Annotated in this window: 16 protein-coding genes; 8 read left to right on the top strand and 8 right to left on the bottom strand. The window is 74.5% G+C overall.

Features of this window, described 5'->3' with window-relative positions; all coding sequences use genetic code 11:
• The first annotated feature begins 161 nt into the window (after positions 1-161).
• Genes ACIGO8_RS10385 through ACIGO8_RS10375 form a run of 3 tightly spaced genes read left to right on the top strand, consistent with a single transcriptional unit; the run spans position 162 to position 2,110 of the window.
• Positions 162-1,070 carry a DeoR/GlpR family DNA-binding transcription regulator gene (locus ACIGO8_RS10385; protein WP_399726983.1) on the top strand — a complete coding sequence of 303 codons (909 nt, stop codon included), beginning with the start codon at positions 162-164 and terminating at the stop codon, positions 1,068-1,070.
• A complete protein-coding gene (locus tag ACIGO8_RS10380) occupies positions 1,067-1,549 on the top strand; it encodes an SRPBCC family protein (protein ID WP_399726980.1) in 483 nt (160 codons plus the stop codon). The genes ACIGO8_RS10385 and ACIGO8_RS10380 overlap by 4 nt, the downstream gene beginning before the upstream one ends.
• 57 nt (positions 1,550-1,606) lie before the next feature.
• A complete protein-coding gene (locus ACIGO8_RS10375) occupies positions 1,607-2,110 on the top strand; it encodes an SRPBCC family protein (protein ID WP_399726978.1) in 504 nt (167 codons plus the stop codon).
• Here the strand turns inward: ACIGO8_RS10375 and ACIGO8_RS10370 are convergent.
• Entirely contained in the window at positions 2,070-3,188 is a 1,119-nt protein-coding gene (locus ACIGO8_RS10370; protein WP_399726975.1) for a PLP-dependent cysteine synthase family protein, read from the bottom strand. The two genes, ACIGO8_RS10375 and ACIGO8_RS10370, sit on opposite strands and share 41 nt — an antisense overlap.
• Positions 3,189-3,416: 228 nt before the next feature.
• Between ACIGO8_RS10370 and ACIGO8_RS10365 the strand changes: the two genes are divergently transcribed.
• A complete protein-coding gene (locus ACIGO8_RS10365; protein WP_399726972.1) occupies positions 3,417-3,710 on the top strand; it encodes a hypothetical protein in 294 nt (97 codons plus the stop codon).
• Positions 3,711-3,998: 288 nt separating this feature from the next.
• Positions 3,999-4,559, top strand: coding sequence for an ATP-binding protein (locus ACIGO8_RS10360; RefSeq protein WP_399726969.1), 561 nt, complete (start codon positions 3,999-4,001; stop codon positions 4,557-4,559).
• Positions 4,560-4,645: 86 nt separating this feature from the next.
• Here ACIGO8_RS10360 and ACIGO8_RS10355 read toward each other — a convergent pair whose 3' ends face one another.
• The 4 genes from ACIGO8_RS10355 to ACIGO8_RS10340 all read right to left on the bottom strand — a co-directional run bounded on the left by ACIGO8_RS10355 (position 4,646) and on the right by ACIGO8_RS10340 (position 8,837).
• Positions 4,646-5,041 carry a DUF6083 domain-containing protein gene (locus ACIGO8_RS10355; RefSeq protein WP_399726966.1) on the bottom strand — a complete coding sequence of 132 codons (396 nt, stop codon included), beginning with the start codon at positions 5,039-5,041 and terminating at the stop codon, positions 4,646-4,648.
• Between the two features lie 171 nt (positions 5,042-5,212).
• Positions 5,213-7,762, bottom strand: coding sequence for an FtsX-like permease family protein (locus ACIGO8_RS10350; RefSeq protein WP_399726963.1), 2,550 nt, complete (start codon positions 7,760-7,762; stop codon positions 5,213-5,215).
• The gene (locus ACIGO8_RS10345) at positions 7,759-8,529 is read right to left on the bottom strand and encodes an ABC transporter ATP-binding protein (protein WP_399726960.1); all 771 of its coding nucleotides are present in this window, start codon (positions 8,527-8,529) and stop codon (positions 7,759-7,761) included. The genes ACIGO8_RS10350 and ACIGO8_RS10345 overlap by 4 nt, the downstream gene beginning before the upstream one ends.
• Positions 8,526-8,837, bottom strand: coding sequence for an SHOCT domain-containing protein (locus ACIGO8_RS10340; RefSeq protein WP_399726957.1), 312 nt, complete (start codon positions 8,835-8,837; stop codon positions 8,526-8,528). Before ACIGO8_RS10340 ends, ACIGO8_RS10345 begins: the two co-directional genes overlap by 4 nt.
• Positions 8,838-8,999: 162 nt before the next feature.
• Here ACIGO8_RS10340 and ACIGO8_RS10335 point away from each other — a divergent pair, with 162 nt between their 5' ends.
• Positions 9,000-9,584 (top strand): TetR/AcrR family transcriptional regulator, encoded by a 585-nt coding sequence (locus tag ACIGO8_RS10335; RefSeq protein ID WP_399726955.1) that lies wholly within the window; start codon positions 9,000-9,002, stop codon positions 9,582-9,584.
• A gap of 122 nt (positions 9,585-9,706) precedes the next feature.
• Entirely contained in the window at positions 9,707-10,291 is a 585-nt protein-coding gene (locus ACIGO8_RS10330; RefSeq protein WP_399726952.1) for a DUF4865 family protein, read from the top strand.
• A gap of 69 nt (positions 10,292-10,360) precedes the next feature.
• Here the strand turns inward: ACIGO8_RS10330 and cpt are convergent, their stop codons facing one another.
• The 3 genes from cpt to ACIGO8_RS10315 all read right to left on the bottom strand — a co-directional run bounded on the left by cpt (position 10,361) and on the right by ACIGO8_RS10315 (position 12,974).
• Complete coding sequence (gene cpt, locus ACIGO8_RS10325; RefSeq protein ID WP_399728489.1) at positions 10,361-10,882, bottom strand: chloramphenicol phosphotransferase CPT; 522 nt, start codon at positions 10,880-10,882, stop codon at positions 10,361-10,363.
• A 65-nt stretch (positions 10,883-10,947) separates the two neighbouring features.
• Positions 10,948-11,730: an SAM-dependent methyltransferase gene (locus ACIGO8_RS10320; RefSeq protein WP_399726949.1), complete on the bottom strand. Its 783-nt coding sequence runs from the start codon at positions 11,728-11,730 to the stop codon at positions 10,948-10,950.
• A gap of 11 nt (positions 11,731-11,741) precedes the next feature.
• Positions 11,742-12,974: an ROK family protein gene (locus ACIGO8_RS10315; RefSeq protein WP_399726946.1), complete on the bottom strand. Its 1,233-nt coding sequence runs from the start codon at positions 12,972-12,974 to the stop codon at positions 11,742-11,744.
• A 172-nt stretch (positions 12,975-13,146) separates the two neighbouring features.
• Here ACIGO8_RS10315 and ACIGO8_RS10310 point away from each other — a divergent pair, with 172 nt between their 5' ends.
• Positions 13,147-14,370, top strand: coding sequence for an MFS transporter (locus tag ACIGO8_RS10310; RefSeq protein WP_399726943.1), 1,224 nt, complete (start codon positions 13,147-13,149; stop codon positions 14,368-14,370).
• Positions 14,371-14,489 lie beyond the last annotated feature (119 nt).

Here is a 14,489-nt window from a genome sequence, read left to right as displayed (position 1 = left end):
GGGACTCCCTCTCTGAGTGGGAGGATCAGGGTGGAAGGATGCGACGGCGGGCACCAGGATCGCGGACGGCCGAGCCCGACGGCACGGTCCTCACCGAATCCGACGTCCCCCTCTACCCCTTTACCCCTTCCAGTCGTCTTCGGAAAGGACCGGCCCCGGCGGTGAGCGACAATCAGAACCTCCTCGCGGAGCAGCGGCGCGCCCTGATTCTCGACGAGGTCCGCCGGCGCGGCGGCGTGCGGGTCAACGAGCTGACCCGCCGTCTCAACGTCTCCGACATGACGGTCCGCCGGGACCTGGACGCGCTGGCCCGGCAGGGTGTGGTGGCGAAGGTGCACGGCGGTGCGGTGCCGGTGGTCGAGGCGAGCACGCACGAGCCCGGTTTCGAGGCGAAGTCGGCGCTCGAGCTGGGCGCGAAGGAGGAGATCGCCCGGGCCGCCGCGGCGATGGTGCGACCGGGCACGGCGGTCGCGCTGTCGGGCGGCACGACCACGTACGCGCTGGCCCGGCACCTGCTGGACGTGCCGGAGCTGACGGTGGTGACGAACTCGGTGCGGGTCGCGGACGTGTTCTACGAGGCGCAGCACACCGGCTCGGGCGGCGAGGCCCGGCCGGGCGCGGCGACGGTGGTCCTGACGGGAGGGGTGCGGACGCCGTCGGACGCCCTGGTGGGGCCGGTGGCCGACCAGGCGATCCGCTCGCTGCACTTCGACGCGCTGTTCCTGGGTGTGCACGGCATCTCGGTGGAGGCGGGTCTGTCGACGCCGAACCTGGCGGAGGCGGAGACCAACCGGCGGCTGGTGCGTTCGGCGCGCCGGGTGGTGGTGGTCGCGGACCACACCAAGTGGGGCACGGTGGGGCTGAGTTCGTTCGCGACGCTGGAGGAGGTGGACACGCTGGTGACGGACGGCGGCGTGTCGCCGGAGGTGCGCGAGGAGATGGCGGAGCACCTGCCGGGGCTGGTGGTGGCGGGCGAGGAACCCGGCGACCTCGACGGCACGCCGGGAATCGGACGTGGGCCGGGAGCCGAAGGCACGCCGGGTGTCGAGGGAGCGGGGAGGCCCGCGTGAGCCGGTTCCGGATCGAGCGGGCCGTGGCGCTGCCGCCCGCCGAGGTGTGGCGGCGGCTCACGGACTGGCCGGCGCACGGCGCGCAGGTCCCGTTCACCCGGACGACGGTGCTGACGCCGGGGCCGAACGCGGTGGGCACCCGGTTCACGGCGCGGACCGGGCTCGGCCGGCTGGGCTTCGACGATCCGATGGAGGTCGTGCGCTTCGAGCCGCCCGCTCCGGGCCGCACGGGCGTGTGCCGGCTGGTGAAGCGGGGACGGGTGGTGCTCGGCTGGGCGTCGTTCGAGGTGGACGGCGACGGGGTGAACGGCGACGGGGCGGGCGGCGACGGGGTGAACGGCGACGGGGCGGGCGGCAGCCGGGTGGTGTGGACGGAGGAGCTGCGGCTGCGCGGCGTGCCGGCGCTCTTCGATCCCGTACTGGCGGCGGCGGGACGGCTGTTGTTCGCCAGGGCGCTCGACGGACTGCTGTCCAACTGACCGCCCGTCAGCTAAGGTGTGCGCTCCCTGAAGCCCGCCCCACGGGAGGTACGGTCCATGGCAGCACGCCGACTGAGGCCGGTGGAGCTCGACTTCATCACGTCCGCGCCCGTCCGGCTGGCGTTCACGGCCGAGCTCGCGGCGCCACCCGTCGCGGTCTACCGCTCGCTGGCGGTGGAGGTGGCCAGCTGGCCCGCCTGGTTCTCGGCCGTCACGTCCGCCACGCCGACCCGTGAGGGCGCGGGGCGGACGGTCCGGCTGCGCGGCGGAGTCTCCTTCGAGGAGACGATCATGGCGGCCGACCCGGAGGCGCGCTACGCCTACCGGATCGACGCGACCAACGCACCGGGCGTCACGGCGATGCTGGAGGAGTGGGTGCTGTCCCCCGCCGCGGTCGGCACCCGGGTCCGGTGGACCATGGCGGCCGACGGGAACCGGCCCTTCGCGGTCGGCCTGCGGCTGGCCAGGCCGGGCATCGGCCTGTCCTTCCGTGACGCGGTCGGCCGGCTGGAGCGGCGGCTCACTCCGGCCAGGCACCCGTCGCCAGGAACCGGTCGATAGCGGCGGTGTACGGGGCGATGTCGAGTCCCTGGGAGGCCAGCCACTCGTCCGAGTAGTACTTGTCGAGGTAGCGCTCGCCGCCGTCGCAGATGAGGGTGACGACGCTGCCGGTGCGCCGCTCGGCGACCATCTCGGCGACGATCTTCAGCGCGCTCCACAGGCCCGTGCCGGTGGAGCCGCCCGCCTTGCGGCCGATCGCGGCCTCCAGGGCGCGGACCGCGGCGACGCTGGCCGCGTCGGGCACCTTCATCATGCGGTCGACGGCGCCGGGCACGAAGCTCGGCTCCATCCGGGGCCGGCCGATGCCCTCGATGCGGGAGCCGCAGTCGGCGGTGGCGTCCGGGTCGTGGTGCGTCCAGCCGTCGAAGAAACAGGAGTTCTCCGGGTCGGCGACGCAGACGTGGGTGTCGTACTGCATGTAGTGCACGTAACGGGCGATGGTCGCCGAGGTGCCGCCGGTGCCGGCCGTGGCGACGATCCAGGCGGGCTCCGGATAGCGCTCCAGTCTCAGCTGCTGGTACATCGACTCGGCGATGTTGTTGTTGCCGCGCCAGTCGGTGGCCCGCTCGGCGTAGGTGAACTGGTCCATGTAGTGGCCGCCGGTGCGCTCCGCGAGCGCCGCGGCCTCCTCGTACATCGTGCGCGAGTCGTCCACGAAGTGGCACCGGCCGCCGTGGAACTCGATCAGCCGGCACTTCTCGGGGCTGGTGGTGCGGGGCATGACGGCGATGAACGGGACGCCGATGAGCTTGGCGAAGTACGCCTCCGAGACCGCGGTCGAGCCGCTGGAGGCCTCGATCACGGGCGCGCCGGGGCGGATCCAGCCGTTGCACAGCCCGTAGAGGAAGAGCGAGCGGGCGAGGCGGTGCTTGAGGCTGCCGGTGGGGTGGGTCGACTCGTCCTTGAGGTAGAGGTCGATGCCCCAGCTCTCGGGCAGCGGGAAGCGCAGCAGGTGGGTGTCGGCCGAACGGTTCGCGTCGGCGTGGACCTTGCGGACGGCCTCCTTCAGCCAGGACCGGTAGTCCGGGTCGCTGCGGTCGACGTCGACCGTGGCCAGGGGGCTGGTGGTGCTGGTCATCGTGCCTGCCTCTTCTCATGGGGCCCGCGGGGATCGCCCAGGTGGCTGTCCACTGACCGACAATACCGCTCCCACCTGGGCAAACGTTCCCTTTGGGAGTCCATAGGAGTGCCTTGCAGAGGGGCTCCGTACAGCGGCCGGACGGGCGGCTGACCGGGCGCGCTGGTGCCGGGCGGCGCGGCCCGGCACACTGGGACGAGGCAGCCTGCGCGAAGGGGGCGGATGATCATGTCTGAAACGGCTTCCGAGCCCGAGTTCACGGCCACGGGCGTACGCATCGACCGCTGGCCCCGGTCGCTGACCCATGCCGGCGAGGTCCGCATCGAGGACGGCCGGCTGTCCCTGCTGACCAGCTACGGCAGCGAGATCGACAGCGCGCCGCTGGGTACGGTACGGGCGGGCCGGCCGTGGTTCGCGAAGGACGACGAGGCGGTGGCGACGGTGAACGGCACGCGCTACCGGCTGTCGGGTTCGGGCCGGCTGCTCGAGGCACTGAAGAAGGCGACGGGACGGGCGGCCTGACCGTCGGACCTCCGACCGTCGTGCTGTTGCACGGTCCGGCCGACCGTTCGGCAGCGCCCGACCCGCGCCCGACCTGCGTCTGACCTGCGCCTGGCCTGCGCCTGATCCGCGTCTGACCTGCGGCGGATCGCCGCGAGTTGCGGGGTGCTCACGGGTGGTTCACGCTGGAACCACCTCACCGAGGGTTGACCGGCGGTCACGCTGCGAAAGCAGTCGCCGCCCCCGCTACATCGCATGACAGATCCGAATCTCCGTCCTCTTCCGGACCTACTTCGGGGAGTCGCAGCCGTGATCAGTGAACCCAGCAGGTACTGCGCGGTGGAGCTCCAGGCCCTGCCGTCGCGGATCGGACAGGTCCGCAGAATCGTTTCGGCGCATCTACGCCACTGGCATCTCGACGCGTTGATCGACCATGCGGCGCTCGGTGTCACCGAGCTCCTGACGAACGTCCACCGGCACGCACAGCCGGACAAGAAGTGCACCGTCGAGGTCGAGCTGCTGCTCGACCGCCTCACCGTGTCCGTCCGCGACAACGACCCGCGGATACCGGGCATCTGCGAACCGGGCACCGGTGACGACGAGTTCGCCACCTCCGGCCGCGGCCTCGCGATCATCGAGGCGATGAGCGAGAGCTGGGGCGTGCGCCCGCACGGCGATGCCGGCAAGGCCGTCTGGTTCACCCTCCAGGCGCCCGCCTCCCCCGTCGCCCTCCCGCTCCACGCGGACGCCGTCCCCGGCGCCGTCACCGACGGCCCCTTCGACGCCCTCACCCTCGAACCGGTCCCGTTCGGCGCCCCGGAGGACCCGGTGGCCGCCCCGACGGCGGCCCGGTCGGTCCTGACCCGCTGAGCGGCGGGGCCCCGGACGCACCGCGGGGCTACGTTTCGGCCTGCTCCCCGGGGGGGGGGCGGCAGGGGTCAGCGTGCGCCGACTCATCAGTCGGGCCCGGCCTCCGCGCGGTGCGCGAGGAGGACGAGCGCGGGGCAGGCGACCCGGTGCGGTACGAGGCAATGCGCGCCCGGAGCGGGTTCGGCCCTGTTGCCGTTCCAGACGCGGCCGTCCGAGTCCTCGTACCAGCGATGGCCCACGGGAACCTCGTGCGCGGGCCGCCGGATGTCGGGCTCGAGCAGGACGTACGCACCGTAGTAGGTGGGACGCCGCTCACAGCGCCGCCCGCACCGCGGGCAGACCGGCGGGGCGGGCGGAGCCGGAGCGTCGGCGCCCTCGTCGCGTGCTTGATCACGGTCACAGGCCTCCCAGGGAGCCTGAACCGACGGGCGGCGAGCGGAGCGTTCGGGCACGAGCGGGCCTGCCGTGTCGTGTTCACCCATGAGCCGAGGGTCGGCGCTCCGGCAGGGCCGCACCAGGGCGCGAACCGGGCACGGTTCGCCGTGACGGGCGGGGCGCCGCGTGGCGCGGGTCGGCCCGTGAGCCGTACGGTCGGTGGCGGCGTCCCACCCGGCGCGGCGTCAGGACGCCGTCCGGGCGGGCCGGCGGGGCGGTCACTCCGTCGCGATCGCCCGCAGCACGTCCATGCGGGCCGCGCGTCGGGCCGGGCGCCAGGCCGCCAGGGCGCCGGCGGTGAGGCCGACCAGGGCCACGACGGCGAGTGAGGCGGGCGGCAGGGCGAAGGTGGAGTCGCCGGCCGAGGCGCCGGCGGAGGCGCGCAGCAGGACCCAGCCGAGGAAGGTGCCGAGCAGCAAGCCGCCGGTGGTGCCGAAGGCGGCGACCAGGACGGACTCCCAGCGGATCATCGCCCGCAGCTGGGTCCTGGTCTGGCCGACCGCGCGCAGCAGTCCGAGCTCGCGGGTGCGTTCGTGGACGGCGAGGGTGAGGGTGTTGGCGATGCCGAGCAGGGCGATCAGGACCGCGAGGGCGAGCAACGCGTAGACGAGGGTCAGCATCATGTCGATGCCGGTCGCCGAGGACGCGGCGTACTCGCCGCGGGTCTGCACGTCCGGACTGCCGTAGCGCGCCGCGACCCGCTCCACCGCCGCCTTGCCCGCGTCCGCGGAGACGCCGTCCTTGAAGGTGACGGCGACGAGCCGGTCGGCGTCCTGGGTGCGGTGCGGGGCCCAGGCCTGACGGGTGAGCAGATAGTCACCGGCGAGGTCGGCGCGTTCGTAGACGGCGCGGACGGTGAAGGTGTGCCGGGTGCCGTCGGTGAAGGAGAGTGCGACGGTGCGGCCGGGTGCGAGGCCGTGACGTCCGGCCTCGTCGTCCGCGACCGCGATGCCGTCCGCGCCGAGGGCGCCGAGCGAGCCCCGTACGGCCCCGAGGTCGAGGACGCGGGCGAGCGCGGCCGGGTCGGTGACGGTCAGGGCGCGGCCCCGGCCGTCGACGTCGGCGAGGCCCTTGCCGAGGCCGACGGCGGTGTCCACCTCGGGCAGCGCCGCCACGGCGGGCGCGAGGCGCGGGCTGAGCCCGCTGCCGCCCGCGCCGAACGACGGCGCGCTGACGGCCACGTCGCCCGCGAAGGAGCGCGAGACCGTGTCGTCCATGGTCGCCTTGAGCGAGGCGCCGAAGACGGTGAACAGCGACACGACGGCGACGCCGATCATGAGCGCGGTCGCGGTGGCGGCCGTGCGCCGCGGGCTGCGGAGCGCGTTGCGGCGCGCGAGACCGCGGTTCGTGCCGCGCAGCGGGCCGCCGAGGACCCGTATCGCGTACGAGGAGGCCACCGGCCCCAGGACGACGAACGCCGCGAGGGTCAGGACCGCGCCCGTGGCGGCGAGCCACAGCGACGGCACGGCGAGCACACCGACGAGCACCAGGCCCACGGCCACGAGGAGCAGTCCGGCACCGAGGGCGGTGCGGGAACGGGAGGCGGCGGAGTCGTCCACGGCCGTCTCGCGCAGGGCGGCGAGCGGCGCGGTCCGCCCGGCGCGCACGGCGGGCAGCAGCGCCGAGCCGACACAGACGGCGAGTCCGACGGCGAACGGCAGGGCCAGCGAGAGACCGCTGACGACCAGGTCGCCCTCGGGGAACGGGAAGCCGACCGCCGGGAAGAGCGCCTGCAGTCCGGCCGCGATGCCGATGCCGCCGAGGAGTCCCGCGGCGGAGGCGAGCAGCGCGACGGCGAGTGCCTCGGCCAGGGTCATGGTGACGACCTGCCGGCGGGCGGCGCCGAGGGCGCGCAGCAGCGCGTTCTCGCGGGTCCGTTGGGCGACGACGATGGCGAAGGTGTTGTGGATGGAGAAGACCGAGACGAGCAGGGCGACTCCGCTGAACACCAGCAGGAGAGTGGTGAACAGGCCGAGGAAGCGGCCGGAGATCATCTCGTTGCTCTCGTCGGTGGCCTGCTGTCCGGTGATCGCCTCGACGCCTTCGGGGAGTACGGGACCGAGCGCGTCGACCAGGGCGGCGGGCGAGGTGCCGGGGCCGGCCCGGACGAGGATGTCGGTGGCCTGGCCGGGCTTGGCGGTGAGGTACTTCTCGGCGTCGGCTCGGGTGAGACCGGTGTAGGTGACCTGGCCCATGCCGTCCGCGCCGCCGAAGGTGGCGAGCCCGACGACGGTGACGCGTACGGGATCGGGGGCGCGCAGGACGGTGGTGGAGCCGAGGGTGAGGTGACCGGCCTCGGCGGCGGCCCGGTTGACGACGGCCTCGCCGGGCTTCCGCGGGGCGTGGCCCTCTGCCAGGGCGTACGGATTGAGCGCGGGATCCTCGATCCAGTTGCCGGCGAGGGTGGGCGGGCCCTTGCCGCCGATCGGCCTGCCGTCGGCGCCGACGAGCTGTCCGGCGCCCTCGATGCGCGGGACGGCCGCCGCGACGCCGGGCACCCGCGCGATCCGGTCCGCGAGGGAGGCGTCGACCGGGCTGCGGGTGCCCTGGGCCTCGCCGGCGGCGGTCACCACGCTCGTATTGCGGACGACGGCGTCCGTGCCGCTGTTGGCGTTGCCGAACAGGGTGTCGAAGCCGGCGCGCAGGGTGTCGCCCATGACGAGCGTGCCGGTGAGGAAGCCGACGCCGAGCAGGACGGCGGCGAAGGTGCCGAGGAAGCGCCGCCGGTGGGCGCGCAGGGAGGCGAGGGCGAGGCGCAGCGTGCTCATGCCACCGCTCCCCTGCTGTCGAGGGATTTCATCCGGTCGAGGACCAGATCGGCTGTCGGGGACGGGATGCGGTCGACCAGCCGCCCGTCCGCGAGGAAGACGACCTCGTCGGCGTGGGCGGCGGCCACCGGGTCGTGGGTGACCATGACGACGGTGCGGCCGGTGGCCCGTACGGTGTCGCCGAGCAGCCGCAGCACCTCCTCGCCCGAGCGGGAGTCGAGGTTGCCGGTGGGCTCGTCGGCGAAGACGACGTCCGGCGTTCCGGCGAAGGCCCGCGCAACGGCGACGCGCTGCTGCTGTCCGCCGGAGAGCTGGCTCGGCCGGTGGTGGAGCCGGTCGCGCAGCCCGACCGCGTCGATGAGCGTGCCGAGCCGGGCCGGGTCGGGAGCGGTGCCCGCGAGGTCGAGCGGCAGGGTGATGTTCTCGGCGACGGTGAGCGTCGGCAGCAGGTTGAAGGCCTGGAAGACGAAACCGATCCGCTCGCGCCGCAGCAGGGTGAGGCGCCGGTCGTCGAGGGCGGACAGGTCGGTGTCGCCGATGAGGGCGGAGCCGGAGGTGAGGGTGTCGAGGCCGGCCGCGCAGTGCATGAGGGTGGACTTGCCGGAGCCCGACGGACCCATGATCGCGGTGAAGCGGCCGGCCGGGAAGTCGACGCTCACCCCGTCCAGGGCCCTGACCTCGGTGTCGCCGACGCCGTAGACCTTCACGGCGTCGACGACCCGGGCCGCGGCGGGCCGCAGGACGGCGCCGCTCGTCGTGGTGGTCATGCCCGCCGCCCCTTGTCACCGGTGACGCGGCCGAACTGCTCCTCCAGGACCGTCAGCCGGCGCCAGTACTCGTCCTCGTCGATCTCGCCCGCCGCGAAGCGGTGGCCGAGGAGCGCGATCGGCGAACGCTCGTCGACGCGGGAGGCGTCGGGCCCGCCGAAGCCGCCGGGACCGCCGAACGGGCCGGGGCCGCGGCGGCGCCATCCGGAGCGGCGCAGGACGGTGACGACCGTGATGATCACGGCCGCCCAGACGAGCGGGAAGAAAAGGATCCACGGGCCGGGACCCGCGTGGGCCAGGGTGTTCATCTCGGTCAGCTCCTCGTGTGTTCTGGTGGCGCGTCTACGGGATGCTTCGAGACTCGCTCGCGAAGGGCCTCGGAGTCGTCGTACCGCCAGCGGCTTCGCGTGTACGACGGCGGGAGTAGAGCGCGGGCCGGAAAGCTGCTCCTCGACTCTGTACCTACTGGTATGTACAGTGATCTCATGAGCGAGAGCGCGTCCGAGCGACTGATCGAGGCCACCCGCGAACTGCTGTGGGAGCGCGGCTACGTCGGGACCAGCCCGAAGGCGATCCAGCAGGCGGCCGGAGCCGGGCAGGGCAGCATGTACCACCACTTCGCCGGCAAGCCCGATCTCGCCCTCGCCGCGATCCGGCGCACCGCCACCGAGATGCGGGCGGCCGCCGAGCGCGTCCTCGGCGGCGAGGGCTCGGCGTACGCGCGGATCGAGGCCTATCTGCTCCGCGAGCGCGACGTGCTGCGCGGCTGCCCGGTGGGGCGGCTGACGATGGACCCCGACGTGATCGCGAGCGACGAGCTGCGCGCACCGGTCGACGAGACGCTCGACTGGTTGCGGGGCCGGCTCGCCGGGATCGTCCAGGAGGGCCTGGACGGCGGGGAGTTCGCCGCGCACCTGCGCCCCGATGAGGTGGCCTCGACCGTCGTCGCGACCGTCCAGGGCGGTTACGTCCTCGCCCGCGCCGCCGGCTCCACCGCCGCCTTCGACACCGCCGTACGGGGCCTGCTCGCGCTGCTGTCGCCCCGCCGTCCCTGACCGGACCCGACCCGGACCGCCCGGACCGCCCGGACCGACCCGGACCGACCCGGACCGACCCGGACCGCCGGAACAACCGAACCGCACCGACCCGCACCGAACCGAACCGAGGAGCACGTCAGATGCACGCCCTGCAGTACGAGATCACGCTGCCCGCGGACTACGACATGGAGATCATCCGCAAGCGGGTGGCCACCCGCGGCCATCTCCTCGACGACTTCCCGGGGCTGGGCCTCAAGGCGTATCTGATGCGCGAGCGGGAGGACGGCTCACCGGTCAACCAGTACGCGCCCTTCTACCTCTGGGCCGCGCCGGAGGGAATGAACGCGTTTCTGTGGGGCCCCGGCTTCCAGGGCATCGTGAACGACTTCGGCCGGCCCGTCGTGCAGCACTGGCCCGGTGTCGCCTACGCGGAGGGGCCGGCGGCCGCCGCGGCGCCCCGCGCGGCGACGCGCCGCCGCGAGCCGCTGCCGGAGGGCGTGGCGCCGGCCGACGCGGTCACCGACGCCCTGGCCCGGCACGCCCGGGAGGCGGCGGCCGACGGCGCCGTGGCGAGCGCCCTCGCCGTCGACCCGCGCCACTGGGAACTGCTCTCCTTCACGCTGTGGGCCACCGGCGACGTACCGGACGACGCCGGCGACCGCTTCCAGGTGCTGCACCTGTCGGAGCCGGGCCGCAGGAGGCTCGGCGCGGGCCGCCTGTGGTGAATCCCGGACCGGGCCGCTCAGCGGGCCGGGCGGATCAGCGGACGATCAGCGGACGGATCAGCGGACGGATCAGCGGACGTGGGCGGCGATGACGCGGGCGCAGTCCAGGGATTCCGTACGGGAGGTGTCGACCTCCAGGTCGTAGGCCACGCCCAGGTGCACGAGGTCCGCCTGCTGGGCGGCCATGCCCGGCGTACGGTCGCCGCGGGCGATCTCGCGGCCCGCGGCGACGTCGCTGTCGCACCGCACGCCGACCCAGAGGACGTCGACGCCGTCGAGGACCTTCCGCCAGCGTTCCTGTGAGGCGACGCCGCCGAGGAAGACGTCGTCGACGACGATCCGGGCACCGGCCCGCGCCATGGTGGCGATGCCTTCCGCCCAGGCCGCCTCGAGCTCCCGGAAGTCCGCCCCGACGCTCACTCCGCCGTCCTCGGCGAACTCGATCCCGCCCTCGGAGCCCTGCATCCTGGCGGGCAGGGCGTCGACGAAGTCGTCGACGCCGAACGCCAGCCACGGGTCGGGAAGCACGGCCTGGAGGCAGCGCACGATGCCGGTCTTGCCGGAGCTGGAACCGCCGTTGAGGATGATCATCCGAGTCGTCACCGCGCCACCCTAGGGGGTGTCTCGCCGGGTCGCGACCCGGCGACCAGGGAATTTCAGCCGACCGGAACGAGCGTCAGATAGGCGATGCCCAGGTGCGCGCGGTAGCCGAGCCAGGCGGAACGCTGCCGGTCGACGCGGGCACGGGTCTCCTCGGCGAGCGGGTGGTCCGGGTGGGCGGCCAGCCAGACCTCGGTGGCGTGGCGGTAGCCGGACTCGAACTCCTCCCACTCCTCCGGGCTCGCCGTCTCGATCCAGGCGGGCCGGAAGCCGGCCTCGATCGCGAGGTCGACGAGGCCCTCCAGGAGCGGATGGTCGTCGGCGGCGGCGCCCGGCCACATCCGGGCGAGTTCGTCCGCGGTGGGTATCCGCTGCCAGAAGCCCTCACCGAGCAGGACGCGGCCGCCGGGGCGTACCAGACGGCGCAGTTCGCGCAGCACGACGGCCACGTCGTACGGCCCTTCGGGATCGCAGAGTGCCTGGCCGGAGCCGAGGCACAGCACGGTGTCGGCCGGGCCGCGGGTGGTGCCGTACCCGGACTCCTCGACGTACTCGACCCGTTCCGCGAGGCCGCGTTCGGCGGCGATGCGGCGGCCGAGGGCGAGGTCGTCGCCGTTGATGTCGATGCCGAGGCCCTTCGCGCCGGGCACCGCGTCGAGGACGCGCAGCAGCAACTCGCCCCAGCCGCAGCCGATGTCGAGGACCGTGCCGGGCGACTCGGCGGCGAGACGGTCGACCACGCGGGCGGCCCTGGCCTCGGAGAACGGGCCGTGGAAGGTGAGGCCGGCGGCGAGGCTCGGCGGACCGTCACCGGCGGTGTGGATCTTGGGTTGGCTCATGAGGCCGGACCTTAGTCGGCGCTCACCGTACCGCCCAGCGCTTTTAGCGGATCGTCGAGCACCGGCTGCCAGGCGAGTTCGGCGGCGCCGACCAGGCTGTTGTGGTCGAGGGTGCACGGAAGGATCGGTACGCCGCCGCTGCGGCCCCACAGGCTGCGGTCGGCGACCACGGCACGCAGCCGGACCGGGTCGGCGTCGAGCAGTTCGCGGTGCAGGCCGCCGAGGATGATCCGGTCCGGGTTGAGGATGTTGACGAGGCCGGCCAGCCCGAGGCCGAGCCGGTCGATCAGCTCCTCGGTGGCGGCCCGTACGCCCGGGTCGTCGGGGTGGTCGCGCAGCAGGTCGCGGGCCTGCTGGAGGAGCGAGACCTCGGGGCCGGGCGCGCGCCCGGCGACGGTGAGGAAGGCGAGCGGGTCGGTCTCGACGTCGAGGCAGCCGCGGGAGCCGCAGTGGCAGGGACGGCCCTCGGGATTGACGGTGAGGTGACCGACTTCCAGGGCGAGGCCCGAACTGCCGGTGTGCAGACGGCCGTCGAGGACGAGCGCGCCGCCGACGCCGCGGTGGCCGGTGGCGACGCAGAGCAGGTCCTTGGCGCCGCGGCCGGCGCCGTGACGGTGCTCGGCGAGCGCGGCGAGGTTGACGTCGTTGCCGGTGAAGGCGGGGCCCTCGATGCCGGCGGCGCGGACCTGCTCGGCGAAGATCTCGCGGACCGGCGCGCCGGCGGGCCAGGCGAGGTGGAGCGGGTTGAGGGCGGTGCCCTCGGGCTCGGCGACCGCCGAGGGCGCGGCGAGTCCGGCGCCGACGCAGCGGCGCCCGCTGGCGCGCAGCAGTCCGGCTCCGGCCTCGACGACGGCGCCGAGCACCTGGGCGGGATCGGCGGAGACGGTGACGCAGCCGGGAGCCGTGGCGACGATGGTGCCGCCGAGGCCTACGAGGGCGGCGCGGAAACCGTCGGAGTGAACCTGCGCGGCGAGCGCGACGGGGCCCTTCTCGTCGACGGCGAGGCGGTGCGAGGGCCGGCCCTGGGAGCCGGCGGCGGCGCCGGGGTTGGAGTCGACGCGGATGAGGCCGAGCGCCTCCAGCTCGGCGGCGACGGCGCCGGCGGTGGCGCGGGTGACACCGAGCTCGGCGGTGAGGACGGCACGCGTCGGCGCCCTGCCCGTGTGCACCAGTTCGAGCGCGGGTCCGAGCGCGCTGCGCCCCCTGTCCAGCCGTGTCCGGGTCGTCGTCGCCTTGCCGTTCATGCCTGCGAGTCTCCCATGATCGCCGCCCCCAGGATCCCGGGCACCCGCGATTGGCGGGCGGGGGGCGGGCGGAGGCGGGTCCCGGCCGCCGGGTCGGCCGGGCGCGAGGCGCCGGGCGCCGGTGGGGGCCCCGCGCTTGAATCCCGGCGCCGTCCACCCCTATCCTGAGTTTGTGCCGCTACTAAACAAAGTACGGACGGCCGTATCGGGGGACTCCCGCGGAGACACCGCTTCCCTCCCCCTGTCCCGCCTCCGCCTCGCCCTGACCCTGTTCTTCGGCCTCGACGGCTTCCTCTTCGCCGGCTGGGTGGTCCGCATCCCGGCCATCAAGCAGCAGACCGGCGCCTCCGCCGGCGACCTCGGGCTCGCGCTGCTCGGCGTCTCCGCCGGGGCCGTCATCACCATGACGCTCACCGGACGGCTGTGCCGCCGCTACGGCAGCCATCCCGTCACGGTCGCCACCGCCGTCCTGCTCTCGCTCTCCCTGGCCCTGCCCGCGCTCACCCGCTCCCCGCTCACGCTCGGCCTGGTCCTGCTCCTGTTCGGCGCGGCGTACGGCGGCATCAACGTCGCCATGAACAGCGCCGCCGTCGACCTGGTCGCCGCGCTGCGCAGGCCCGTGATGCCGAGCTTCCACGCCGCCTTCAGCCTCGGCGGCATGCTCGGCGCCGGACTCGGCGGGCTCGTCGCCGGCAGCCTTTCGCCCACCGCGCACCTGCTCGGCCTCAGCGTGGCCGGACTGCTCCTGACGGCCGCGGCCGGCCCCGTACTGCTCCGCCACCCCTCCCCCGCCCCGCCCGAGTCGCTGCCCGCGAACCCGGCCGCCGCCGAGCCCGCGCCCCGCGCCCGCCGCGCGGTCCTGGTCTTCGGCGTGATCGCCCTGTGCACGGCGTACGGGGAGGGCGCGCTGGCCGACTGGGGCGCCCTGCACCTCGCGCAGGACCTCGACGCCCACCCGGGCGTGGCCGCGGCCGGCTACTCGCTGTTCGCCCTGACCATGACGGCGGGACGGCTCTCCGGCACCGCGCTGCTGGAACGGCTCGGCCAGACCCGGACCCTGGTCGCCGGCGGGCTCACCGCCGCCGTCGGCATGCTGCTCGGCGCGCTCGCCCCGACCGTGTGGGCCGCGCTGCTCGGTTTCGCCGTGACCGGGCTCGGCCTGGCCAACATCTTCCCCGTCGCCGTCGCCCGCGCGGGCGCCCTCGCCGGGCCCGGCGGTGTCGCCGCCGCCTCCACGCTCGGCTACGGCGGCATGCTGCTCGGCCCGCCGTCCATCGGCTTCCTCGCCGACTGGTTCTCGCTGCCGATGGCGCTCACCACGGTCGCGGTGCTCGCCGCCGGGGCCGCCGCGATGGGATACGCGACCCGCGACCGCCGGGCGGCCGGAGCGAGCTGAGCCGGCCGCGCGCGAGGCGGCCCGGCCCGAGCGGTCCGCGGCCGCGGCCGCCGCAGGGCCCGGGCGCCGTTCCGCGCGGTGCGGCGGCTCGGCACATGCCCTGGCCCGGCCCGCCGTTG

It is taken from the genome of Streptomyces sp. NPDC053493, assembly GCF_044544825.1.
Classification (GTDB): Bacteria; Actinomycetota; Actinomycetes; order Streptomycetales; family Streptomycetaceae; genus Streptomyces.
The sequence above is the reverse complement of the archived record's forward strand: the minus strand, read 5'-3'. Positions and strand labels throughout refer to the sequence as shown.

Excerpts from the sequence above, each read along its gene's own strand:
- ACIGO8_RS10375 (WP_399726978.1), top strand. The coding sequence starts at position 1,607 with ATGGCAGCACGCCGACTGAGGCCGGTGGAGCTCGACTTCATCACGTCC.
- ACIGO8_RS10370 (WP_399726975.1), bottom strand. The coding sequence starts at position 3,188 with ATGACCAGCACCACCAGCCCCCTGGCCACGGTCGACGTCGACCGCAGC.
- ACIGO8_RS10365 (WP_399726972.1), top strand. The coding sequence starts at position 3,417 with ATGTCTGAAACGGCTTCCGAGCCCGAGTTCACGGCCACGGGCGTACGC.
- ACIGO8_RS10355 (WP_399726966.1), bottom strand. The coding sequence starts at position 5,041 with ATGGGTGAACACGACACGGCAGGCCCGCTCGTGCCCGAACGCTCCGCT.
- ACIGO8_RS10350 (WP_399726963.1), bottom strand. The coding sequence starts at position 7,762 with ATGAGCACGCTGCGCCTCGCCCTCGCCTCCCTGCGCGCCCACCGGCGG.
- ACIGO8_RS10345 (WP_399726960.1), bottom strand. The coding sequence starts at position 8,529 with ATGACCACCACGACGAGCGGCGCCGTCCTGCGGCCCGCCGCGGCCCGG.
- ACIGO8_RS10340 (WP_399726957.1), bottom strand. The coding sequence starts at position 8,837 with ATGAACACCCTGGCCCACGCGGGTCCCGGCCCGTGGATCCTTTTCTTC.
- ACIGO8_RS10335 (WP_399726955.1), top strand. The coding sequence starts at position 9,000 with ATGTACAGTGATCTCATGAGCGAGAGCGCGTCCGAGCGACTGATCGAG.
- ACIGO8_RS10330 (WP_399726952.1), top strand. The coding sequence starts at position 9,707 with ATGCACGCCCTGCAGTACGAGATCACGCTGCCCGCGGACTACGACATG.
- cpt (WP_399728489.1), bottom strand. The coding sequence starts at position 10,882 with ATGATCATCCTCAACGGCGGTTCCAGCTCCGGCAAGACCGGCATCGTG.
- ACIGO8_RS10320 (WP_399726949.1), bottom strand. The coding sequence starts at position 11,730 with ATGAGCCAACCCAAGATCCACACCGCCGGTGACGGTCCGCCGAGCCTC.
- ACIGO8_RS10315 (WP_399726946.1), bottom strand. The coding sequence starts at position 12,974 with ATGAACGGCAAGGCGACGACGACCCGGACACGGCTGGACAGGGGGCGC.